This is a genomic window from Streptomyces sp. NPDC002787 (genome assembly GCF_053592095.1).
On record NZ_JBSFVC010000053.1, the window covers coordinates 1 to 21,746 of the forward strand.

Consider the following 21,746-nt stretch of genomic DNA (forward strand, 5'->3'; position numbering starts at 1 on the left):
GTTCCCCGCGCCCCTGAGAAGCAGCGGGCTTGTAGGGGCGTGGGGAACTGCGCGACCAGCCCCCACCGGACCGTCAGCCGCGATCGAACCCTTCGATGTCAGCCCGTGTTGCGCAACCCCGCCGCCACGCCGTTGACCGTGAGCAGCAACGCCCGCGCCAGCAACGGATCAGCCGCCTCCCCCGCGGCGGCAGCGTCCCGCTGGCGCTTGAGGAGGGCGACCTGGAGGTAGGAGATGGGGTCGAGGTAGGCGTCGCGGATGGAGAAGGTCTGCTGGAGGACGGGGTTGGCGTCGAGCAGCTTGTCCTCGCCGGTGATGCGGAGCACCTCGCTGACGGTCAGCTCGTGTTCGGCCCTGATGGTGTCGAAGACGTGCTTGAGGTCGTCGGGGACGAGGGTGTCGACGTAGTGCTGGGCGATCCGCAGGTCCGTCTTGGCCAGCGTCATCTCGACGTTGGAGAGGAAGTTGCGGAAGAAGTGCCACTGTTCGTGCATCTCGTCGAGCACGGTGTCCAGGCCGGCCTCGCGGAGTGCCTTCAGGCCGGAGCCGACGCCGAACCAGCCGGGCACGATCTGCCGTGACTGGGTCCAGCCGAAGACCCAGGGGATGGCGCGCAGTCCGTCGAGGGAGACGCCCGAGCCGGGGCGGCGGGAGGGCCGTGAGCCGAGGTGCAGGTCGGCGAGCTGGTCCACCGGCGTCGACGCGAGGAAGTACGTCGGCAGGTCCGGGTCCTCGACGAGCTCGCGGTACGCGGCGTGTGCGGCGTCCGACACGACGTCCATGGCCGCGTCCCAGCGGGCCAGGGCTTCGACGGACTGGCGGGGGGCGGTGTGGAGTGCGGAGGCCTGGAGGGTGGCGGCGACGGTCAGTTCCAGGTTCTCTCTGGCGAGGGAGGGGACGAGGTACTTGTCGGAGATGACCTCGCCCTGCTCGGTCACCTTGATCTCGCCTTCGAGGGTGCCCCAGGGCTGCGCGAGGATCGCGTCGTGGGAGGGGCCGCCGCCGCGGCCGACGGTGCCGCCTCGGCCGTGGAAGAGCCGCAGCCGTACGCCGTAGCGGTGGGCGACGTCACGCAGGCGGCGCTGCGCGCGGTGGATCTCCCACTGCGAGGTGGTGATGCCGCCGAACTTCGACGAGTCGGAGTAGCCGAGCATGACCTCCTGGACGTCTCCGCGGAGGGCGACGAGCCGCCGGTACGACGGGTCGGCGAGCATCTCCTCCAGGATCGTGTCGGCGGCCTTGAGCTCGTCCGTGGTCTCCAGCAGCGGGACGATGCCGATCTTGGCCCAGCCGGCGTGGAGGTCGATGAGGCCGGCCTCGCGGGCGAGGACCGTGGCGGCGAAGACGTCGTCCGCGCCCTGGCACATCGAGATGATGTACGACTCGATGACCTCGGGGCCGAAGACGGCGAGGGCCTTCTTGACGGTCTCGAACACGCCGAGGGTCTTGGCGCCGGCGGCGTCCAGGGGTGCGGGCGTCGGGGCCAGGGGCCGCCGGGACCGCAGCTCGCGGGCGAGGAGCTTGTGGCGGTACTCGCGGGGCATGTCCTCGTAGCGCCAGGATTCCTCGCCGAGGCGGTCGAAGAGCTGGCCGAGGGCGTGGTGGTGGGCGTCAGCGTGTTCGCGGACGTCCATGGTGGCGAGCTGGAGGCCGAAGGCGGAGAGGGTGCGGATCGTGCGGTCCATGCGGCCGTCGGCGAAGAGGCCGCCGCGGTGTTCGCGCAGGGAGGTCTGGATGAGGGTGAGGTCGTGGAGCAGTTCGGCGGTGCCGAGGTAGTCGCGGCCTTCCTCGTGCGGGATGCCCTTGGCCAGGCGCTGCTTGGTGTTCTCCAGCTTCTGGCGGATGCAGGTGACCTTGAGGCGGTAGGGCTCTTCGGCGTTGAGGCGCTTGTAGCGGGGGCTGATCTCGGGCAGTGCCTCGAGGTCGGCCTGGAGTGATGACAGCAGTTCTTCGGTGGCGCCGGTGTAGCGGATGGAGTTGGAGAGGAAGCCGCGTAGTTCGTCGATGAGGTCGAGGGCGTCGTTGATGCCGTGTTCGTGCTGGAGGATGAGGACGTCCCAGGTCACCTGGGGGGTGACGTTGGGGTTGCCGTCGCGGTCGCCGCCGATCCAGGTGCCGAAGGTGAGGGGGCGGGTGGCGTCGGGGAGGGTGACGCCGACGCGCTGCAGTTCCGCGGTCAGGTCCTCCAGGACGTCGCCGACCGCGCCGGCGTGGAGTTCGTCGAGGTAGTAGATGGCGTTACGTGCCTCGTCCGCGGGTTCCGGCCGTACGACCCGGAGTTCGTCCGTCTGCCAGACGAGGTCGATGTTCTCGGCCAGTCGGGTGTCGTAGCGGCGGCGGTCGGATTCGATGACGGGGGTTTCCAGGAGCGCGGCGATGCGCCGGAGCTTGTTGAGTACCGACCGGCGTGCGGCTTCGGTGGGGTGGGCGGTGAAGACGGGGCGGACGTTGAGGTTCCGGACCGTTTCGCGCAGGTGTTCGGGGTCGGCGTCCTTCAGGCGATCGGCGGTACGGGCGAGGAGCCCGCCCTCGGCGGCACGGCGTGCCCTCAGCTCGCGGCCGCGGTGCACCTGTTCGGTGACGTTGGCGAGGTGGAAGTAGGTGGAGAAGGCGCGGACGAGCTTGGCGGCGGTCTCCAGTTCGGTGCCGCGCAGCAGGTCGGCGGCGGCTTCGCCGTCCTCGCGGGTCAGGCGGCGGACCCGCTCGACCAGTTCCAGGAGTTCGGGGCCCTCCTGTCGTACGAGGGTTTCGCCCAACAGGTCGCCCAGTCGGCGGATGTCGGCGCGCAGTTCGCTGCTGACCGTGGTGGTCTGGTCGTCGGCACTGCTCACAGGTGCGGCTCCTTGCAGTGTTGAAGCTCGTCTGGAGGGGAACCCGGGTGGGGACCGGTGGGCCGGGCCGCTGTGGTGGGGCCTGGCCGTCCGGGCTGGATTCGGAGCGGACCGCGCTGTCCGACCGGCTCCAGGATAGGTGGCCACCTGCGCGCCCCGGGCGACAGGTGCCACTTTGGCGGCACTGAGTGCCACATGTCCACCGAGCCCCACCGTTACACCTGGACGCGCCAGACCTGCGGGCTCTTGCCGCCCGGCACCGCGCTGCCATACTTACGATGCCGTAGGTTACGGAACCGTAGGGAAAGCCGACAGGTGACTCCCGCACGCTGTTGCCGCAGGCACTTCCCCCTCTCTCCACCCTCGACCCCACAGGGGACGCCCATGAGCACAAGGTCCGATGTGATCGAAGACGCCCCGAATGCGACCGGTTCCCCAGGCTCCGACTCCACCGGCTCCTCCGCACCGTCGGCGACGCTGGGCGGGGAGCGGAAGCGTTCGATCGAGCAGATCACCCTGCTCCTCTTCATCACCGTCCCGTTCCTCGCCCTGCTCGCGGCGGTGCCGCTGGCCTGGGGATGGGGCGTGAGCTGGCTGGATCTCGGCCTGCTGGTGTTCTTCTACTACCTGGGCTGCCACGGCATCACGATCGGCTTCCACCGGCATTTCACACACGGTTCGTTCAAGGCCAAACGTCCGCTGAAGATCGCGCTGGCGATCGCCGGCTCGATGGCCGTCGAGGGCCCGCTGGTCCGCTGGGTGGCCGACCACCGCAAGCATCACAAGTTCTCCGACGCCGAGGGTGACCCACACTCGCCGTGGCGGTACGGCGAGACGGTCCCCGCGCTGATGAAGGGCCTGTGGTGGGCACACATCGGCTGGATGTTCGACGAGGAGCAGACCTCGCAGGAGAAGTACGCCCCGGACCTGATCAAGGACAGGACGCTCAGGGCGATCTCCCGCCAGTTCATCCTCTGGACCGCTCTCTCCCTCGCCCTGCCTCCCCTGATCGGCGGTCTGGTGACGATGTCCTGGTGGGGCGCGTTCACCGCGTTCTTCTGGGGCTCGCTCGTCCGGGTGGCGCTGCTGCACCACGTGACCTGGTCGATCAACTCGATCTGCCACGCGGTCGGCAAGCGCCCCTTCAAGTCCCGGGACCGCTCGGGCAACGTGTGGTGGCTGGCGGTGCTCTCCTGCGGCGAGTCGTGGCACAACCTGCACCACGCCGACCCGACCTCCGCCCGGCACGGTGTCGAACGCGGTCAGCTGGACTCCTCCGCCCGGCTCATCCGCTGGTTCGAGGTGTTCGGCTGGGCGTACGACGTCCGCTGGCCGTCACGCTCGCGTATCGATTCCAGGCGCAACTCGGGTGAGGACGGCTCCCGGCACCGGAAGGCGTCCGCCGAGGCGGCATGATTGACGCCGTGGCGACCGACTCCAGCAGCACCCCGAGCAATGACAAGCCGCGGCGTGTGCGCCGCACCCGGATGACGGGCGCCGAGCGCCGAGCGCAGCTGCTGGAGGTCGGCCGCGCCCTCTTCGCCGCGAAGGGTTTCGAGGCCACGTCGGTGGAGGAGATCGCGGCGAAGGCCGGGGTGTCCAAACCGGTGGTGTACGAGCACTTCGGCGGCAAGGAGGGGCTGTACGCGGTGGTGGTGGACCGTGAGATGAGCCGGCTGCTGGACATGGTGACCAGTTCCCTGACGGCGGGGCACCCCCGTGAACTGCTCGAACAGGCCGCCTTCGCGCTCCTGGACTTCATCGAGGAGTACACGGACGGCTTCCGCATCCTGGTCCGCGACTCCCCCATCCCGCAGTCGACGGGTTCCTTCGCGTCCCTGATCTCCGACATCGCCACGCAGGTGGAGGACATCCTCGGCCGCGAGTTCAAGAGCCGGGGCTTCGACCCCAAGCTCGCGCCGCTGTACGCGCAGGCGCTGGTCGGCATGGTCGCGCTGACGGGCCAGTGGTGGCTGGACGTCCGCCGCCCGAAGAAGGCGGAGGTGGCGGCGCACCTGGTGAATCTGGCGTGGCACGGCCTGGACGGCCTGAACCAGAAGCCGCGGCTGATCGGACACCGGAAGAGCTGAGCGGGGGGTTGTCGTTCGGGTGCGGGTGAGTGGGGGTCGCTCGCGCAGTTCCCCGCGCCCCTGAAAGCCCAGGCCCCGCGGGCCTGGAAGACGACGGGGCTGCGGGCCGAAAAGCAGGGGGCGCAGCCCCTGCTTTTTAGGGGCGCGGGAAACTGCGCGAGAAGCCCCACCGAACCCCGCACCCGCCAACGAACCCGCACCCCCGAGCTATCAGGCGCCCTCCTCCACATCCTTCGCACTGAGCGCCAGGTCGTTGTTCACGGTGAAGTACGGCCGCACCCGAGTCCGCCCCCGCTCACCATGCTCGAACACCTGCCCGGGCACCAGATCGGTCTTCCGCCGCTCCACCACGTCGCCCCCGATCCGCCCGACCGGCACGTCCCCCAGCCGCAGATCCCACAGATCGTGCTCGACGCTGCGCCGAGCCATGATCTCGCCGTAGGGGACGGTGAACCGGAAGCCCCGCTCCCCCACGGCCCACGCGGCCACGGTGAAGTCGTACGCGGTATCGGTCCGGGAGACCACGTGGGCCACGGCGTCCTCACCCACCGACGCGGCGGCCCCGTGGACCGTCCCGGTCACGGTCACCGAACCCTCGCCCACCTCGACGGCGTCGATCTCCGCGTGCGCGGGCCGCAGCCACGTCCGCAGCGCGAGGAACCCGTCGACGGTCGGGTACGGGATCCACGCCGCCACCCCCCGCTGATCGGCACTCGGCGCCCGCCCGACCAGCGCGGCCTGCTCCACCAGCCGTACGGTCAGCCGTACCCGCTTGTTCGTGCCGCGCGGTGCGACATAGCAGTCCCAGCGCCCCTCGGCGAGGGTGTGCTCGGACTGGCGGAGGGTCGCCTGGGCCACGGTGTCCGGCGCGTCGGCGCTCGGCAGCACCGGCACGCGGACCTGCCGCTTCCCGGGGTCGCGGCGCAGCCGGGCGATGAAGTCGAGGGGTCCGGAGGGCAGCTCGGCGCGGTCGAGGAGGACGGTGACGCCACCGTCGGCGGTCGCGCGGGCGTGCGCGGTGGGGGTGGGAGCGCTCCCCTCGGCGGCGGCCGACGTGACCGCCTTCGTGGAACGCGGGCGTACGGCACGGGCGGCGAGCTGTCTCAGCCGGGCCACGCCGCCGTCCCGTCTGCGGCGCCGTGACGTGGACAGCTCCTCGAAGAGGGCCTCGTAGCGGCCGGCGATGACGGAGGGCGCGTACGTCTCGGCCTTCGTGAGGGCCCCCTTGCCGAGCCGCTCGCGCAGGTCCCCGTCGGTGACGATTCGTTTCAGCGCGTCGGCGTAGGCGTCGACGTCCCCGTCGAGCGGGACGAGGAGGCCGTCCTCGCCATGGGTGATGATCTCGCCGGGGCCGTGCGGGCAGTCGGTGGCGACGACGGGGACCCCGCAGTGCATGGCCTCGACGATGGTCATGCCGAAGGACTCCATGTCGGAGGAGACGGCGGCGACGGCGCCCTTGGCCCATTCGGTCTCGATCGGTGAGACCGCTCCCATGAGGAAGACCCGGTCGTGCAGGGAGAGCCGGTCGATCTGCTCGCGCAGGTTCTGCTTCTGCGGGCCGCGTCCGTAGATCCGCAGGGTCCAGCCGGGGTGTTCGGCGGCCACCTTGGCGAAGGCGTTCACCAGCCGGTCGTACCGCTTGATGGGGATGAGCCGGCCTGCGGCGACGATGACCCGCGAGTCCAGTGTGGAGCGTTCGACGGCGGGGGCCTGGACCCCGTTGGGGACGCAGACGATGGTGGTGGTGACGTCGGGCAGGGCAGCGCGGTACTGGGCGGCGTCGGCCTCGGAGACGGTGACGTAGGCGTCGAGGCCGGCGATGGCGTCGTTCTGGTGGGTGCGCAGTGGTTCCCGGTACTGGTCGAGGCTCAGGTGTTCCTGGCCGACGCGCAGATAGCGGCGGCGGCCGTCTCGGGCGAGGTAGCCGTTGAGGTCCGGGCGGGTGGCGATGACGACGTCGGCCCCGGTGCGGGCGAGGAAGTCGCCGATGCGTTCGTCCTGGAGGGCGGTGTAGGGCATGGTCCCGGTGGCTCCGGTGTACGGGAACATCGTGCCGGGCAGCTTGGTGAGCGGGTGGTCGCCCTCGTAACCAGGGGTTCCTTCGCGGAGGTCGATCAGTGAGGTCAGGCGTACGCGCGGGTCGAACGGAAGGGCCGGTTCGTCGCGGGAGCGGTGGATGCTGACGACCTCGACGTCGTGCCGGTCGGCGAACGCGGCCGACAGGTTGGCTGTCGAGCGGATGGTGCCGCCGATGCCGTAGGCATTGTTGATCAGGAATGCGATCTTCATATGTTTTCCCCCTGGCAAACCGCCCGGGCGCGGGCGGCATCGCGACCGCGCCCCCTGTCGGTCAGGTCAGGGGGATGCGAGCGGGCACGGCCATATATGTGGTCGGCAATCAAGAAATAAATGAATCGACGCAGCGGAAATCGACCGACCGGCAGGCCGCGAAGGGACGCGCGCAAAGCGCGTCGCGCGGAGAAATTCCAGCCGGACGGCGAAAAGCCTATGTGGCGCGCGTCACAAACCCCGTCAAGCGCGCCGGACAGCTCAACAGATACTCACTGGCCCAAGATCCCCCCTGGTCACAGCCAGACTCCCGCTTCCCCGAACCGCATGCGAGAGACAACAAAAAGTGAACCGAGAATATATCCTTCACAAAGGAAAGCCAAAGAACAATATCAGCCACTTCCACACCACGGGCATCGTGCGCGGAATATAAAACTCCGCTTTACCTACGGCCTTTCAGGCGCGATGGGCCGCAGCGGGGTCGTTTCCAGAACCTCCGCCGCCCTTCGGCCGGCCGGGCCCGCCGTCTGTTCCGCGATGCGCCGGAACGTGTCCTGGGCCTGCCGCGCGGGCCACTCCGCCGGCAGATGCTGGACGGGCAGCCGGGGGTCGGTGCGGATGATGCGCAGCCACTCGGCGACCAGCCGCAGCCGGGCCGCGATCGGGTCGGCCGCGGCGAGGTCGGCGGTGGTCCAGCGCTTGTCGAAGGCCACGTACCGCGCGGCGAGGACCTCCAGGTCCCAGCTCTCGCGGATCATCAGCCCGATGTCGGTGAACTCGTCGGCCTGCGCGTGGAACACCTTCACGTGCGCGTCCAGCCCCAGTTCGGAGACGATCTCCCGCACGTCGACCCGGCCCGGCGCGATCCACAGGCCGCTGTAGAGGGCGCCGAATCCCGACCAGGTGAGCCGGGAGCGCAGATCGTGCCGCTGGCGCTGCCAGGACTCGGGGAGGGAGAAGCCGAGGAGGGTCCAGGTGCCGTCCCAGTCCTCGTTCACGGCGCCGTCGCGCCAGATGCGCTGTCCGCCGTCGCGCAGGATGTCCCCCGCGTGCGGAGTGAGCCCGAAGAACATCCGCCGGCCCTCGCGCTGCCGCCGCAGCAGCCCCCGGTTCACCATCCGCGTCAGCGTCGACCGCACGGCCTGCTCGCCCGTGCCGACCCGGCCGAGCACGTCGATGATGCTCCCCGAGTACACGCCGAGGTCGCCTTCCCCGAGGTCCAGCACGTGATTCCCGAAGAAGGAGAGCACAAGCGACTGCGGCCGCAACTGCGGCGAGTCGACGACACCGGCGTCCAGGATCTCGTCCTCCACAGCGGTAAGGGTACGGGTGCGGTTGGGCCCTGGTCAGGGGCCGGGGGCCGCTCGCTCACGACCTGATCCGGAGGCCGGGCCGCTTCTGCTCGCGGGCTTGATCCGAGGGCTTGGGTCCGGGGCGGCTTGCTCGCGGGCCTGATCCGGCCGAGGCCGGGGCCGCTCGCTTACGCGCCTGATTCGACCGAGGCGGGGGGCGCTCGCTTACGCGCCTGATCCGGCCGAGGCCGGGGGCCCCTTGATCACGCGACTGGTCGGGCCGGGAACCGCTTGATCACGGGACCGTCCAGGCCGGGGCCGGCGCGGGCCGAGGGCCGGTGCGGGCCAAGGGCCAGTGCGGCGGTCCGGGCGCCGGTGCGGGCCGAAGGCCGGTGCGGGCCAAGGGCCAGTGCGGCGGTCCGGGCGCCGGTGCGGGCCGAAGGCCGGTGCGGGCCGAAGGCCGGTGCGGGCCAAGGGCCAGTGCGGCGGTCCGGGCGCCGGTGCGGGCCGAAGGCCGGTGCGGGCCGAGGGCCAGTGCGGCGGTCCGGGCGCCGGTGCGGGCCGAAGGCCGGCGCGGCGGTCCGGGCGCCGGTGCGGGCCGAAGGCCGGCGCGGCGGTCCGGGGGCCGTGCGGGTCGAAGGCCGGCGCGGCGGTCCGGGGGCCGTGCGGGTCGAGGGGCGGAATCGGGGCGCCGGCGCGCGGGGAACTGCGCGAGAAGCCCCACCCGGCCGCAGCCGAGCGACGACCCGCAGTCCCCCGTCCCCTCCCCGGCGGAGCCCATGCCGCCTACGAGGGCACCTCCTCCTTCGCGGCCCCCTCCCGGAGGGACGACGCCTCCCCCAGCGAGTCCTGGTGCGTCTCCCGTACGAACCACACCGTCACGGCGGTGATCGCCGCGCCCCCGCACACCAGCAGCGCGACAGGCGTGCTGGATCCACCGTTGGCCGCCACCAGACTCCCGGCGATCATCGGGGAGAACCCGGCACCGATCAGGGTGGCCAGCTGATACCCGAGCGACGCCCCGGTGTAGCGGACCCTGGTCCCGAACATCTCGGTGAGCAGCGCCCCCAGCGGCCCGTACATCACGGACTGGGCGAAGCCGTGGCCCAGCACGACAGCGAGGATCAGCAGTCCCGGCGACCCGGAGTCCACCAGCGCGAGCACGGGGAAGGCGAGCGCGGCGGAGGCGATCGCTCCGGCGAGGACGACCGGGCGGCGGCCGACGCGGTCGGAGAGCGCCGACGCGCACGGCAGCACGACGAGCGCGACGGACGCCGAGACGGTGAGCGCGGTCAGCACCTGCGGCCGGGGATAGCCGATACCGGTGGCGTACGCGATGAGGTAGCTGGTCAGCAGCGACTGGGCGGTGAAGGCGCCGATGCCGACGCACGCGGCGAGCACCAGCGCGCGCGGCCGGCGCAGTACGTCGAGGACCGGCATCCGGGCCTCGGCACGGTCCTTCTTGACCTTGGTGAAGAGCGGGCTCTCGACCACCTTCAGCCGGACGAAGAGGCCGACACCGAGCAGGACGACGCTGAGCAGGAACGGCACGCGCCAGCCCCAGGCGGCGAACTCGTCGCGGGGCATGGCGACGACGAGGGTGACGACGAGGGAGGAGAGCAGGGAGCCGAGCGGTGCTCCCATCTGCGTGAAGCTGGACCACAGTCCGCGCCGCTTCTCCCCGGCGTGTTCGACGACCATCAGCGTGGCGCCGCCCCATTCGCCGCCGATGGCGATGCCCTGCAGCACCCGCAGGGTGATCAGGAGGACGGGCGCCCAGACGCCGATGGTGTCGTAGGTCGGCAGCAGACCGATGAGGAAGCTCGCGCCACCCATCAGTCCCATGGTCAGCAGCAGCATGGACTTGCGGCCGAGCCGGTCGCCGAAGTGGCCGAAGACGATGCCGCCGAGCGGGCGGGCGACGTATCCGGCGGCGAAGGTGCCGAACGCGGCGATGGTGCCCACGGCAGGGTCGGCGCCCGGGAAGAAGAGCTCACCGAAGACGAGCGCGGCGACCGTTCCGTAGACGAGGAAGTCGTAGAACTCGACGGCCGTACCGAGCAGCCCGGAGAACGCGACACGACGCAACTGCCTTGTACGCCGCGCCTGTTCGGCCTGTTCGGCGGAGTTGGGGAGGGGGGACGGGGGCATGCGGGTCTCCCTGGAGCTAAGGGGGAACGAGGGAGGAACACCGCGAAGGTAGGCGCGCATCTATCTGCCGTCAATATTCTGCACAACATCGACTTGAACGAAGGCGGCGCTGGCGGCCCTCTCAGACCGGCTCCAGGAACTCCAACCGGTTCCCCACCGGATCCTCGGAGTAGAACCGCCGATGGCCCGGCAGGTCGCTGTCCCAGACGACCGGCACTCCCTGCGCGACCAAGCGGGCCGCGTACGCGTCGATGTCGCGGACCCGCAGCCCGGGATGGGCCTTCCTCGGTGCCCGGAAACCCGCCTCGGCGCCGAGGTGCAGGATCGCCTGCCCTGCCCCGAACCAGCACCCGCCCCGCACCGCGAGGGCGGGCGGCTTCGGGATTTCCGTCATCCCGAGGACGCCGACGTAGTACGCCCGCAGCCGCTCCTCCGTGCCCGGCGGTGCGGCGAGGAGGACGTGGTCGATCGCGGTGATCACCGGTGCCCCTCCGGCTTGCGGGCGACGGCGAAGATGCGGCGGAACGGGTACGGCGTGCCGTGCGCGGTGGCCGGATAGGCCTCGCGCAGGGCCGCCCGGTACTCGGCGACGAACGGCTCGGCGTCCGCGCCCAGTTCGGTGAGGATCGGCCGCAGCCCCGTTCCCTTGACCCAGTCGAGGACCGGGTCCTCGCCCTGGAGGAGGTGGACGTACGCCGTCTCCCACGCGTCGACCTCGCAGCCGAGGTCGGCGAGGGCGGTGAGGTAGTCGGCGGGGGCGTGGACCGCGTCGTCGTGGCGGAGGGTGTCGCCGAGCCGGTCCTGCCAGCGGGCGGAGTGGGCGAGTTCGCGCATGAGGCGGTGGCTGGGCGAGTCGAAGTTGCCGGGGACCTGGAAGGCGAAGGTGCCACCGGGCGCGAGGGTGTCGATCCAGGCGGGGAAGCGGTCGAGGTGCCCGGGAACCCACTGGAAGGTGGCGTTGCTGACGATCAGGTCGTACGGCTCCACGGGCGCCCAGGTGCGGACGTCGGCCGCGGCGAAGTCGATGCGGCCGCCGCCCGGGGTGGGCCCCTCGTGGTCGACGTGGGCCTTGTCGAGCATCTCGGGCGAGTTGTCGTACCCGGTGATGTGCGCGGTGGGCCAGCGGTCGGCGAGGAGGCGGGTGACGTTGCCGGGACCGCAGCCAAGGTCGGCGATGCGCGGGTCCTCCGACGGCGGTTCGGGGGTGTGGGCGAGCAGGTCGACGAAGGCGCGGGCGCGGTGGCCGGCGTGACGCAGGTACTGCCGGGGGTCCCAGGTGGGGCTGGTGGCGGACATGGGGATGACCTCCTCGTGATCGCTCGCGAATCCTTCGGACTCCGGTGGGGCCGCCTGCGCGCCCGTCACCGGCTCCAGCACCCCACTCTCGTAGCGCAGGTATCTCGAAGTCAAGAGACTTGACACTAATCATCTCGATCTCAAGAGACTTCATGTCGACACAACCACTACACTGATCGTCATGGAGGACGAGGTCGATCGGCTGGTCGCAGCGTGGCGCCGGGAGCGCCCCGACCTCGACGTGGAGCCGCTGGAAGTACTCAGCCGGGTGAGCAGACTGGCCCGGCACCTGGATCGTGCGCGCCGGCTGGCGTTCGCCGAGCACCAGCTGGAGCCGTGGGAGTTCGACGTGCTGACCGCGCTGCGGCGCGCCGGGAACCCGTATCAGCTCTCCCCGGGTCAGCTGCTGACGCAGACACTGGTGACCTCGGGCACGATGACGAACCGTATCGACCGGCTGACCAAGAAGGGCCTGGTCGAACGGCTGCCCGACCCCAGTGACCGTCGGGGCGTGCTCGTGCGGCTGACGGACGAGGGCCGGGACCGGGCGGACCAGGCGCTCGCCGGGCTGCTCGACCAGGAGCGGGCGATCCTGGCCGAGCTGTCCCGCGCCCAGCGGGGCGAACTGGCGGGGCTGCTACGCCAGTTGACCGCCCCGTTCGACAACATCCCCGGCTGAGGGCCTGCCGGGCGGATCCTGCCGGAGACGCGGGGTGTGGCACTCACCTCTGCCGCGTTGTCGTCACTCTCCGGCGGTTGTCAGGCGCTGCTGCTTTCCTCCGGCATGATCCGCCCGGCAGGCCCCAGGTCGACGGGCCCGACACCGGCCCGGCGTGCGAGCGCCACGGCGGCGAGGGTGGAGTGGACGCCCAGCTTCCCGAGGACGTTCTGCATATGTGTGCGGACGGTGTGCGGCGAGAGGAACAGGCGCTCGGCGACGGCCTTGCGCCCCAGCCCCGCCACCATGCACCGAAGCACTTCCCGCTCACGCGGGGTGAGGGACTCCACGAGCCGCTCGCTCTCTGTGCGGTGCTTGCGCGCGGCGGTCAGCTCCCGCAGGACGCCGGTGAGCAGCGCGGGCGGCAGATGTGTCTCGTCGCGCAGCACGCCCCGGATCACCGTGAGCAGCCGGGACAGCGAGCAGTCCTTGGCGACCCACCCGGACGCCCCCGCCTGCAGGGCGAGTGCGGCCCGGCGCGGATCGTCCTTCTCGGCGAGTACGACGGTCCGTACGCTCGGCTGTCCCGAACGTACGCCCGTGACGAGCGATATGCCGTCCACGAGGCCGTCCTCGCTGCCGTCGGCCACGGGCACGGCCGCCGGACGCGCGCCGGGGACATGAGCGTGTCCCCCCAGGTCGGCGTCGACCAGCAGGACGTCGAACTTCCGCCCCTCGGCCGCCGCGCGGTCCAGACAGCGCAGCGCGGCGGGGCCGCTGCCGGCGGCGGACACGTCCACGTCCGGCTCGGCGGCGAGGGCCGCGGCCAGCGACTCGGCGAAGATACGGTGGTCGTCGACGACCAGGACTCGGATGCGAACCACTGAAACCCCCACTGGTCGGGGGACGACCGGCGCAGGTACGGCGCCCGGAGTGTTCCCCGGTTTACACCTGGGACGGGGACGCCGCAGCCGACACGGCCGCCGCCGTGTTGAACCGCTACCCCCACTCCGGGCGTCGTACCCGGCTGTCTCGCCCCCTGATCAGCACCGGCCCCCACCGGCGCTGTTCATCAGGGTACGGCCGGGGGGCGGGAGCGGAAGGTAATTTGCAGAACTGGTTGTCCAGCGCGTTTATGGTGTGCCGCATGTTCCGTATCGAGACAGAAGTCGACAAGGAACGAAGCCAATTGCTGCGTTCCCGACTGCGCGCCAGCGACACCGCGGCTTCGCCGGTGCTCCGGGACCTGCGCGGAACCCCTGGTGAACGGGAACTTCCGCTCCAGGTGTGGGCCCTGGACGAGGCGGGCGCCCTCGCCGGCGGACTGGTCGGCCACACCTGGGCGACCTGGCTCCACCTCACGTATCTCTGGGTGGACGCACGGCACCGGGGAGCGGGTCTCGGTTCGCATCTGCTCTCGCGAGCCGAACGCATGGCCGCCCGCGAACGCGGCTGCCGCGCGGCCCGCGTGGAGACCTGGGACTTCCAGGCCCCGGACTTCTACCGGCGGCTCGGCTACGAGGTGGTGTGCGTGATCCCCGACTATCCGCCGGGGATCACGGAGTACACGCTGACGAAGAGACTGGGCTGAGCCGTGGGATGACGAAGCCACCGGCTGCCGCCGCTACTACGGGGTGCGGCCCAGATGCGTGACAAGGATGCGGATCACGTCGTCGTCGATGACATACAGAACCCGGTAATCGCCGACGTGCAGGCGGCGGATGTCAGGTGTCCCGTACGGAATCGACCCCGCCGGCCGCGGGTCGTCGGCCAGCTTGTCGATGGTGTCCAGGAGCAAGGCGAGGCCGCTTGGGTCCTCTTCCAGGAATCGGGCCGCGGAGTTGAGAGCGTGCGGCTCGAAGGTGATCTCGTAGGTCACTGCTGTTCGAGCCCCAGTCGCCTGCGTACCTCTGCCATGGGGATACCGGGCTCGAGCGTTCCCTCGGCCTTGCGCCGCTGATAGTCGGCGACGGCCAGGGCGTCTTCGAGATCCTCTATGACCTGCGGCGAGACGAGAAGCGCGGCCACGTGGCCGTGGTCGGTGAGGGCGATGGTCTCGCGGCCGTGGGCGGCCCGCCGGACGAGGTCGCCGAGTTGGGAGCGGGCCGCGCTGATCGCAATCTCAGTCATGCAGCGATGATGCCACAAGGTGAACCTTGTGGCATCATCATGCACTGTTCAAGTCAGGAAACCCGCCGCGCCCCCGCCGAAGGCACCGCCACGAACACCCGGGGTGCTGTGAATCCGGCCTCGGCGAAGGCCTCCTCCACCGCCTTGGTCACCGCGTCGGCGTCGGTGGCGTCGACGAGGACGATCGCCGAGCCGCCGAAGCCGCCGCCGGTCATGCGGGCGCCGAGGGCGCCGGCCGACAGGGCCGTGTCGACGACGAGGTCCAGTTCGGGGCAGGAGATGCGGAAGTCGTCGCGCAGGGAGGCGTGGCCCTCGACCAGCACGGGGCCGATCGCGCGGGTCTCGCCCGACTGAAGGAGGGAGACGACCTGTTCCACCCGGTGGTTCTCCGTCACGATGTGGCGGACCAGGCGGCGGACCCCCTCCTCGTCGCCGAGGCGGTCCAAGGCCGAGGACAGGTCCTCGTAGGCGACGTCCCGCAGCGCGTCGACGCCGAGCAGGGCCGCGCCCTTCTCGCAGCCGGCGCGGCGCTTGCCGTACTCGCCCTCGCTGTGGGAGTGCTTGACCTGGGTGTCGACGACGAGGAGCTGCATGCCCTCGGCGGCCAGGTCGAAGGGGATCTGCCGCTGGGAGAGGTCCCGGGTGTCGAGGAACAGGGCGTGGCCGGCCTCGCAGCACGCGGACGCCGTCTGGTCCATGATCCCGGTCGGGGCGCCGACGTAGACGTTCTCCGCGCGCTGGCACAGGCGGGCCAGCTGCCAGCCCTTCAGGCCGAGGGAGAAGAGGTCGTTGAGGGCGAGGGCCACGACCACTTCGAGGGCCGCGGAGGAGGAGAGGCCCGCGCCCGTCGGGACCGTCGACGTGAGGTGGATGTCCGCGCCGGTCACCGCCGTGTGGCCGGCCTCGCGCAGGGCCCAGACGACGCCGGAGGGGTACGCGGTCCAGCCGCGGTCGGCCTCGGGGGTGAGGTCGTCCAGGGTCAGCTCGACCACGCCGCCCTCGACGTCGTCGGAGTGCAGGCGCAGACGGCCGTCCGTGCGCCGGGACACCGCCGCGACGGTGGTGTGCGGCAGGGCGAAGGGCATGACGAAGCCGTCGTTGTAGTCGGTGTGCTCGCCGATGAGGTTCACCCGGCCCGGCGCGGCCCACACTCCCTCCGGCTCCGCCCCGTACAGCTCCTCGAACCGCTCGGCGACGACGACAGCCTCGCTCATCCCCTGACCCTGACCTTTCCGTACTCAACCGACGAACTGGATCGACCAACGAACTGGCCGACCCGGCACACTACTTGGCGTGTGCCTGCGCGAACTTCCAGGCGTCCGCGACGATCTCCGCGAGGTCCGCGCGGGACGGGTTCCAGCCGAGCCGTTCGCGGGCCGTGGCGGCGGAGGCGACCAGGGTCGCCGGGTCGCCGGCGCGGCGCGGCGCGACCACCTCCGGGATGGGGTGGCCCGTCACCTGCCTGACGGTCTCGATCACTTCCCGCACCGAGAAGCCGTTGCCGTTGCCGAGGTTGCAGATGAGGTGTTCGCCGGGCTGTGCGGCGGCGACCGCCAGCAGGTGCGCCTCGGCCAGGTCCGCCACGTGGATGTAGTCGCGGATGCAGGTGCCGTCGGGGGTCGGGTAGTCGTCGCCGAAGACGGAGATCGCCTCGCGGCGGCCCTGCGCGACCTGGAGGACCAGCGGGATGAGGTGCGACTCGGGGTCGTGGCGCTCACCGCACGCGCCGTACGCGCCGGCCACGTTGAAGTAGCGCAGCGAGACGGCGCCCAGGCCGTGGGCCGCCGCCTCACCCGTGATCATGTGGTCGACGGCCAGCTTGGAGGCGCCGTAGGGGTTGGTCGGCTTCGTCGGCGCGGACTCCACGATCGGGGTGCTCTCCGGCTCACCGTACGTGGCGGCCGTGGAGGAGAAGACCAGCTTGCGGACGCCCGCCTCGCGCATCGCGCCGAGCAGGGCCATGGTGCCGCCGACGTTGTTGTCCCAGTACTTCTCGGGCTTCACCACGGACTCGCCGACCTGCGAGAACGCGGCGAAGTGGAGGACGGCGTCGAAGGAGTCGTCCAGCCACTTGGCGGCGTCGCGGATGTCGCCCTCGATGAAGGACGCGCCCGCGGGGACGCCCTCGCGGAAGCCGGTCGAGAGGTTGTCGAGCACGACGACCTCGTGGCCCGCCTCCAGCAGATGCTGGGCGACCACGCTGCCGACATAGCCCGCGCCACCGGTGACCAGGTACTTACCGCTCATGAACTCGCTACCTCTCGCAGTCGCTCGGCCGCGCGCTCCGGCGGCACGTCGTTGATGAACACGTTCATGCCGGATTCGGAACCCGCGAGGAACTTCAGCTTGCCGGAGGTGCGGCGGATGGTGAAAAGCTCGAGGTGGAGCGCGAAGTCGTCGCGGTGGACGCCGTCGAACTCCTCCAATGTGCCGAACGGGGCCTGGTGCCAGGCCGCGATGTACGGCGTCGGAGGCTCACCCTCGCCGAAGATCCGGTCGAAGCGCCTCAAGAGTTCCAGATAGACCTTGGGGAATTCTGAGCGGGCGTCCTCGTCGAGCGCGAGCAGGTCGGGCACGCGGCGCTTGGGGTAGAGGTGTATCTCGTACGGCCAGTGCGCCGCGTACGGCACGAAGGCGACCCAGTGCTTGGTCTGGAGCACGACCCGCTCGTCGGCGAGCTCCCGTTCCAGGACGGCGTCGAAGAGGTTCTCGCCGCCCGTGGCGTCCTTGTGGGCCGCCAGGGAGCGCAGCATCAGCGCGGTACGGGGTGTGGTGAAGGGGTACGCGTAGATCTGCCCGTGCGGGTGCCCCAGGGTCACACCGATCTCGGCACCGCGGTTCTCGAAGCAGAACACCTGCTCGACGGAGGGGAGATGCGACAGCTCCGCCGTGCGGTCGGTCCACGCCTCCAGGACGAGGCGGGCCTGCTCCTCGGTCAGGTCGGCGAAGGACGCGTTGTGGTCCGAGGTGAAGCAGACGACCTCGCAGCGGCCGGAGTCACCGGCCAGCGACGGGAAGCGGTTCTCGAACACCACGGCGTCGTACGAGGAGTCGGGGATCTCGCTGAGCCGGTCACCCTCGGAGGGGCAGAGCGGACATTCGTTCGCCGGGGGGTGGTAGGTGCGGCCCTGGCGGTGCGAGGCGATCGCGACGGAGTCACCGAGCAGCGGGTCCCGGCGTACCTCCGAAGTGGTGACGGTGGGCTCCAGGGGCCGCTTGTCCACCGCGTCGCGCACGGTGTCGTCGCGCAGGTCGTAGTAGATCAGCTCACGACCGTCTGCCAGCCGGGTCGAGGTCTTCTTCACGCCGGACTCCCCATCCGTACCGCATCAGGCAATCAAGTCATCAAACAGAACCGAACACATCAAAGCACAAGTCCCCATCGTCGTCACCATCAAAAACAAACAAAGATCACCAGAATGCCAACCGAAGGCAGCTGCGCATGGAGAATCTCGCCGCCGAGCTACGGCTCCCCACCGACTGGCTCGACTACACGATCCTCGCCATCTACTTCGTCGTGGTCCTGGGCATCGGGTTCGCCGCCCGGCGGTCGGTGAGGACCAGTCTGGACTTCTTCCTCTCCGGGCGGTCCCTGCCGGCCTGGGTCACGGGCCTGGCGTTCATCGCCGCCAACCTGGGCGCCACGGAGATTCTCGGGATGGCCGCCAACAGCGCGCAGTACGGCGTCTACACCACGCACTGGTACTGGATCGGCGCGATCCCGGCCATGGTCTTCCTCGGCCTGGTGATGATGCCGTTCTACTACGGCAGCAAGGTCCGCTCGGTGCCCGAGTTCCTGCTGCTGCGCTTCGACAGGGCGGCCCATCTGCTCAGCTCGGTCCTGTTCGCGTTCGCCGCGATCCTGATCGCCGGGGTGAACCTGTACGCCCTCGCGATCGTCGTCGAGGCGCTGCTCGGCTGGCCGGAGTGGGTGTCGATCGTCGTCGCGGGCGTCTTCGTGCTGGCGTACATCACCCTCGGCGGTCTCTCCTCGGCGATCTACAACGAGGTGCTCCAGTTCTTCGTGATCCTGGCGGCGCTCATCCCCATCGCCGTGCTGGGTCTGAAGAAGGTGGGCGGCTGGGACGGCCTGTCCGACTCCCTGACGGAGAGCCGGGGGCCGGACTTCGTGACGGCCTGGGGCGGCACGGGCATCGGCAGCGACAACCCGCTCGGGGCGAACTGGCTGACGATCGTCCTGGGCCTCGGCTTCGTCCTGTCCTTCGGCTACTGGACGACGAACTTCGCGGAGGTGCAGCGGGCGCTGAGCGCGAAGAACCTGTCGGCGGCCCAGCGCACCCCGCTGATCGCCGCCTTCCCGAAGATCTTCATCGTCTTCCTGGTGATGATCCCGGGTCTGGTGGCGGCGGTCCTGGTCCCGCGGTTCGGCACGGCCGAGTCGGGCTACCAGTACAACGACGCGATCCCGTACCTGATGGAGGACCTGCTCCCGAACGGCGTCCTGGGCATCGCGGTCACGGGTCTCCTCGCCGCCTTCATGGCGGGCATGGCGGCGAACGTCTCGTCCTTCAACACCGTGTTCACGAACGACATCTGGGCGAAGTACGTCGTACGGGGCCGCGAGGACGGGTACTACGTCCGCTTCGGCCGCCTGATCACGGCGATCGGCGTGGTCGCCTCCATCGGCACGGCGTTCCTCGCCTCCTCCTTCTCGAACATCATGAGCTACCTCCAGACGCTGTTCTCCTTCTTCAACGTGCCGATGTTCGTCGTCTTCATCGTCGGCATGTTCTGGCGGCGCGCGTCGATGAAGTCCGGCTTCTGGGGCCTGCTGGCCGGCACCACCGCCGCGATGGTCAACTACTTCGTCCTCTACAAGCAGGACGTCCTCGACATCCCGTCCGACCAGGGCGCGAACTTCGTCTCCGCGATCGCGGGGTTCGTGGCGGGTGCGGTGGTGATGGTGGGGGTCTCACTCTTCACCGCCCCGAAGCCGGAGGAGGACCTCCAGGGCCTGGTCTACGGCACCCGCTCACCCGGCATGGAGGAGCCGCCGGGCGAGGGCGACGACGCGTGGTACCGCCGACCGGCGCTGCTCGGCTGGGGCGCGGTCGTCCTGGCCGCGGCCTGCTACATCCCGTTCTCGTTCTGACGACCGGAGGGTAGATCCCATGTCATCCGAGCACCCCCGTTCCTCCGGCTCCTCCGGATACTCCGAGCGCGACGTCCAGCGCGAGGTCACCGAACTCCAGGGCAGGTCCGCGACCGCCGCCCAACTCTTCGACATCCGCCGCATCATCGGCGGCCTCTTCGTCGTCTACGGCGTCATCGTCACCGTCGCGGGCATCACGGCCTCCGACGCCGACATCGACAAGGCGGAGGGCGTCAACATCAACCTGTGGACGGGGTTGGGGATGCTGGCGCTGGGGGTGTTCTTCCTGGCGTGGCTGTGGCTGCGGCCGGTGGCTCCGCCGGTGGAGGGGGAGCGGTGGAGGGAGGAGCGGGAGGAGGGCCCGGAGTAGACCTTCTCGCTTGTGCGGGGCGGAGGAAGGGGGTGCCGCTGCCCCGCACGGGTGATCGAGTGGTACGCGCTAGCCGTTTAGTGGAACAAGTCCTCGGCGTCGGTCACACGAAGGGCGCGTTCGGCCCAGACCATGAGCTGGGCTCGGTCGGGGCAGTCGGTGACTCGTTCGCGGACGTGGTTCGGCACCGGGATGCCGCGCCATTCGAGGGTCTTGAAGATCATCTCGATCTGAGCCTCGACCCGGCCTTCCTCCCGGCCCTCCTCCCGGCCTTCCTCCCGCGTCTGCTCAGCGAGCGGGTGTCGCCAGAAGTACTGCGTATCCGTCATGAGGTCCCTCCAGATCTGCTGTGCCTCGGGGTCCGTCAGGCACGAGTCGACGAACTGCACGAAGACCGCGGCGCTCTCCGGGTCGATGGTATGCAGGGCGGCTACCAGGGATTCCAGTATGGCGGCAGCCTTGGGGCCCTTGCCATGCGTCATCGCCGAGAGCACCGCGAGAGATACGTCCCGCTCGGCCGCCCGCTCATCCGCGACGACCGGCACGTTGTCCGGGCCCAGCACGAGTGGCCGCACTGTCAGCGAGGGGCGGCCACGTACCCCGAGATGGATCGGCTCCGCCGCCCAGCGGGCCGTGGCACGGCTCTGGGTGATCACGATCAGCACCGGGTCGCAGTGGTACTTCGCGTACAGGTAGCTGAGGTAGTACGGCCAACTGCGTTGCTTGGCCTCGTCCTTCTTCCCCTGCGACTCGACGACCAGAAGGTACGTCCCCTCGTCGGTCTCCGCCCGCAGCAGCGTGTCCACGCGCCGCTCGACGGGTTCGACCTCCGTCAGGTCGACGTTCATGGCCGCGAACTCACGCGGCTCCGGGAAGGGCACGTCCAGCACGCGTTGCAGGGCGCGGGTGAGCAGCGCGGGATCCTTCTGGAAGATCCGGTGCAGTGCCTCGTGCGACGAGCTGACCATCGGCTCTCCTTTCTGTCGGGGTGTTCAACGAGCTACGCGGCCATCAGTTCGCACCACACGTATTTGCCCGGATGCCCGAACCGGGACGACGGCTGCCAGCCCCATACGTCCGTGCAGGCGCGTACGAGGGCGAGCCCTCGGCCCTCCTCCGCGTATGGCTCCGCCAATCGGCCGGGGGGCTCCGGGGGTTCGGCGTCGGCGTCCCATGCGCCGATCCACAGGGCGCCGTTCGACCAGCGGACGCGCAGGGCGGCGGGGCCCTTGGTGTGGAGTACGGCGTTGGCAATCAGCTCCGTGGCGAGGAGTTCGGCGGTGTCGAGGAGGGTGGTCAGCCCGTGCGTCGTCAGGATCAGGCGGAGGGTGCGGCGGGAGACGGTGACGGCTCGGGGGTCGTGGGGGATGTGGAGGACGTACTCCCAGGGTTCGGGTGGGTTTTCGGGCATGGGTCAGCTCCGTGGGGGTGCGGGGAGTTGGTCAGGGCGGGCGGTGGCATTGCCTCAGCCGTCATGGCAGGACGGAGTGGTGCGCTTCCGGGGTCCCGGCGTTCCGCAGAGTGTG

Annotated in this window: 20 protein-coding genes; 6 read left to right on the top strand and 14 right to left on the bottom strand. The window is 70.2% G+C overall.

From position 1 onward, the window contains the following. Positions 1-98: 98 nt before the first annotated feature. Positions 99-2,831 carry a phosphoenolpyruvate carboxylase gene (gene ppc / locus ACWD26_RS41185; RefSeq protein ID WP_451278404.1) on the bottom strand — a complete coding sequence of 911 codons (2,733 nt, stop codon included), beginning with the start codon at positions 2,829-2,831 and terminating at the stop codon, positions 99-101. A 384-nt stretch (positions 2,832-3,215) separates the two neighbouring features. Here ppc and ACWD26_RS41190 point away from each other — a divergent pair, with 384 nt between their 5' ends. Together ACWD26_RS41190 and ACWD26_RS41195 are read left to right on the top strand one after the other, a co-directional pair. Then, positions 3,216-4,247 (top strand): acyl-CoA desaturase, encoded by a 1,032-nt coding sequence (locus tag ACWD26_RS41190; protein WP_451278406.1) that lies wholly within the window; start codon positions 3,216-3,218, stop codon positions 4,245-4,247. Beyond that, positions 4,244-4,921 (top strand): TetR/AcrR family transcriptional regulator, encoded by a 678-nt coding sequence (locus ACWD26_RS41195; RefSeq protein WP_033524913.1) that lies wholly within the window; start codon positions 4,244-4,246, stop codon positions 4,919-4,921. Before ACWD26_RS41190 ends, ACWD26_RS41195 begins: the two co-directional genes overlap by 4 nt. 210 nt (positions 4,922-5,131) lie before the next feature. Here the strand turns inward: ACWD26_RS41195 and ACWD26_RS41200 are convergent, their stop codons facing one another. The 5 genes from ACWD26_RS41200 to ACWD26_RS41220 all read right to left on the bottom strand — a co-directional run bounded on the left by ACWD26_RS41200 (position 5,132) and on the right by ACWD26_RS41220 (position 11,949). Beyond that, a complete protein-coding gene (locus tag ACWD26_RS41200; RefSeq protein WP_451278408.1) occupies positions 5,132-7,210 on the bottom strand; it encodes a glycosyltransferase family 4 protein in 2,079 nt (692 codons plus the stop codon). Positions 7,211-7,656: 446 nt separating this feature from the next. Beyond that, positions 7,657-8,523: a PaaX family transcriptional regulator gene (locus ACWD26_RS41205; protein ID WP_451278410.1), complete on the bottom strand. Its 867-nt coding sequence runs from the start codon at positions 8,521-8,523 to the stop codon at positions 7,657-7,659. 765 nt (positions 8,524-9,288) lie between these two features. Next, a complete protein-coding gene (locus ACWD26_RS41210; RefSeq protein ID WP_451278412.1) occupies positions 9,289-10,653 on the bottom strand; it encodes an MFS transporter in 1,365 nt (454 codons plus the stop codon). Positions 10,654-10,774: 121 nt separating this feature from the next. Further along, entirely contained in the window at positions 10,775-11,134 is a 360-nt protein-coding gene (locus ACWD26_RS41215) for a VOC family protein (protein WP_451278414.1), read from the bottom strand. Continuing rightward, the gene (locus tag ACWD26_RS41220) at positions 11,131-11,949 is read right to left on the bottom strand and encodes a trans-aconitate 2-methyltransferase (protein WP_451278461.1); all 819 of its coding nucleotides are present in this window, start codon (positions 11,947-11,949) and stop codon (positions 11,131-11,133) included. The genes ACWD26_RS41215 and ACWD26_RS41220 overlap by 4 nt, the downstream gene beginning before the upstream one ends. A gap of 181 nt (positions 11,950-12,130) precedes the next feature. On the opposite strand from ACWD26_RS41220, the gene tamR reads away from it, so the two are divergent. Further along, positions 12,131-12,628: a MarR family transcriptional regulator TamR gene (tamR, locus tag ACWD26_RS41225; RefSeq protein ID WP_045556258.1), complete on the top strand. Its 498-nt coding sequence runs from the start codon at positions 12,131-12,133 to the stop codon at positions 12,626-12,628. An 80-nt stretch (positions 12,629-12,708) separates the two neighbouring features. On the opposite strand, the gene ACWD26_RS41230 is transcribed toward tamR, so the two are convergent. Then, positions 12,709-13,491: a LuxR C-terminal-related transcriptional regulator gene (locus ACWD26_RS41230; protein ID WP_451278417.1), complete on the bottom strand. Its 783-nt coding sequence runs from the start codon at positions 13,489-13,491 to the stop codon at positions 12,709-12,711. A gap of 263 nt (positions 13,492-13,754) precedes the next feature. Here ACWD26_RS41230 and ACWD26_RS41235 point away from each other — a divergent pair, with 263 nt between their 5' ends. After that, entirely contained in the window at positions 13,755-14,198 is a 444-nt protein-coding gene (locus ACWD26_RS41235) for a GNAT family N-acetyltransferase (RefSeq protein WP_451278419.1), read from the top strand. 36 nt (positions 14,199-14,234) lie between these two features. Here ACWD26_RS41235 and ACWD26_RS41240 read toward each other — a convergent pair whose 3' ends face one another. From ACWD26_RS41240 to galT, 5 genes are all read right to left on the bottom strand, one after another. Next, positions 14,235-14,486 carry a type II toxin-antitoxin system RelE family toxin gene (locus tag ACWD26_RS41240; protein WP_451278421.1) on the bottom strand — a complete coding sequence of 84 codons (252 nt, stop codon included), beginning with the start codon at positions 14,484-14,486 and terminating at the stop codon, positions 14,235-14,237. Beyond that, positions 14,483-14,737: a type II toxin-antitoxin system Phd/YefM family antitoxin gene (locus ACWD26_RS41245; protein ID WP_152169459.1), complete on the bottom strand. Its 255-nt coding sequence runs from the start codon at positions 14,735-14,737 to the stop codon at positions 14,483-14,485. Before ACWD26_RS41245 ends, ACWD26_RS41240 begins: the two co-directional genes overlap by 4 nt. 53 nt (positions 14,738-14,790) lie before the next feature. Next, entirely contained in the window at positions 14,791-15,951 is a 1,161-nt protein-coding gene (gene galK, locus ACWD26_RS41250) for a galactokinase (RefSeq protein ID WP_451278423.1), read from the bottom strand. A gap of 70 nt (positions 15,952-16,021) precedes the next feature. Then, positions 16,022-16,984 carry a UDP-glucose 4-epimerase GalE gene (galE, locus tag ACWD26_RS41255; protein ID WP_451278425.1) on the bottom strand — a complete coding sequence of 321 codons (963 nt, stop codon included), beginning with the start codon at positions 16,982-16,984 and terminating at the stop codon, positions 16,022-16,024. Further along, on the bottom strand, positions 16,981-18,042 hold the full coding sequence (gene galT / locus ACWD26_RS41260; protein ID WP_451278427.1) for a galactose-1-phosphate uridylyltransferase: 1,062 nt from the start codon (positions 18,040-18,042) through the stop codon (positions 16,981-16,983). The genes galE and galT overlap by 4 nt, the downstream gene beginning before the upstream one ends. A gap of 137 nt (positions 18,043-18,179) precedes the next feature. Here galT and ACWD26_RS41265 point away from each other — a divergent pair, with 137 nt between their 5' ends. After that, positions 18,180-19,850, top strand: coding sequence for a sodium:solute symporter family protein (locus ACWD26_RS41265; RefSeq protein WP_451278429.1), 1,671 nt, complete (start codon positions 18,180-18,182; stop codon positions 19,848-19,850). Between the two features lie 19 nt (positions 19,851-19,869). Continuing rightward, entirely contained in the window at positions 19,870-20,220 is a 351-nt protein-coding gene (locus ACWD26_RS41270) for a hypothetical protein (protein ID WP_451278431.1), read from the top strand. A gap of 77 nt (positions 20,221-20,297) precedes the next feature. Here ACWD26_RS41270 and ACWD26_RS41275 read toward each other — a convergent pair whose 3' ends face one another. After that, positions 20,298-21,188 (bottom strand): hypothetical protein, encoded by an 891-nt coding sequence (locus ACWD26_RS41275; protein ID WP_451278433.1) that lies wholly within the window; start codon positions 21,186-21,188, stop codon positions 20,298-20,300. A 32-nt stretch (positions 21,189-21,220) separates the two neighbouring features. Next, complete coding sequence (locus ACWD26_RS41280; RefSeq protein ID WP_451278435.1) at positions 21,221-21,631, bottom strand: ATP-binding protein; 411 nt, start codon at positions 21,629-21,631, stop codon at positions 21,221-21,223. Positions 21,632-21,746 lie beyond the last annotated feature (115 nt).

Bases quoted from the DNA above. Each gene is read 5' to 3' on its own strand.
- ACWD26_RS41190 (WP_451278406.1), top strand. From the start codon at position 3,216: ATGAGCACAAGGTCCGATGTGATCGAAGACGCCCCGAATGCGACCGGT.
- ACWD26_RS41195 (WP_033524913.1), top strand. From the start codon at position 4,244: ATGATTGACGCCGTGGCGACCGACTCCAGCAGCACCCCGAGCAATGAC.
- ACWD26_RS41200 (WP_451278408.1), bottom strand. From the start codon at position 7,210: ATGAAGATCGCATTCCTGATCAACAATGCCTACGGCATCGGCGGCACC.
- ACWD26_RS41210 (WP_451278412.1), bottom strand. From the start codon at position 10,653: ATGCCCCCGTCCCCCCTCCCCAACTCCGCCGAACAGGCCGAACAGGCG.
- ACWD26_RS41220 (WP_451278461.1), bottom strand. From the start codon at position 11,949: ATGTCCGCCACCAGCCCCACCTGGGACCCCCGGCAGTACCTGCGTCAC.
- tamR (WP_045556258.1), top strand. From the start codon at position 12,131: ATGGAGGACGAGGTCGATCGGCTGGTCGCAGCGTGGCGCCGGGAGCGC.
- ACWD26_RS41235 (WP_451278419.1), top strand. From the start codon at position 13,755: ATGTTCCGTATCGAGACAGAAGTCGACAAGGAACGAAGCCAATTGCTG.
- ACWD26_RS41245 (WP_152169459.1), bottom strand. From the start codon at position 14,737: ATGACTGAGATTGCGATCAGCGCGGCCCGCTCCCAACTCGGCGACCTC.
- galK (WP_451278423.1), bottom strand. From the start codon at position 15,951: ATGAGCGAGGCTGTCGTCGTCGCCGAGCGGTTCGAGGAGCTGTACGGG.
- galE (WP_451278425.1), bottom strand. From the start codon at position 16,984: ATGAGCGGTAAGTACCTGGTCACCGGTGGCGCGGGCTATGTCGGCAGC.
- ACWD26_RS41265 (WP_451278429.1), top strand. From the start codon at position 18,180: ATGGAGAATCTCGCCGCCGAGCTACGGCTCCCCACCGACTGGCTCGAC.
- ACWD26_RS41270 (WP_451278431.1), top strand. From the start codon at position 19,870: ATGTCATCCGAGCACCCCCGTTCCTCCGGCTCCTCCGGATACTCCGAG.
- ACWD26_RS41275 (WP_451278433.1), bottom strand. From the start codon at position 21,188: ATGGTCAGCTCGTCGCACGAGGCACTGCACCGGATCTTCCAGAAGGAT.
- ACWD26_RS41280 (WP_451278435.1), bottom strand. From the start codon at position 21,631: ATGCCCGAAAACCCACCCGAACCCTGGGAGTACGTCCTCCACATCCCC.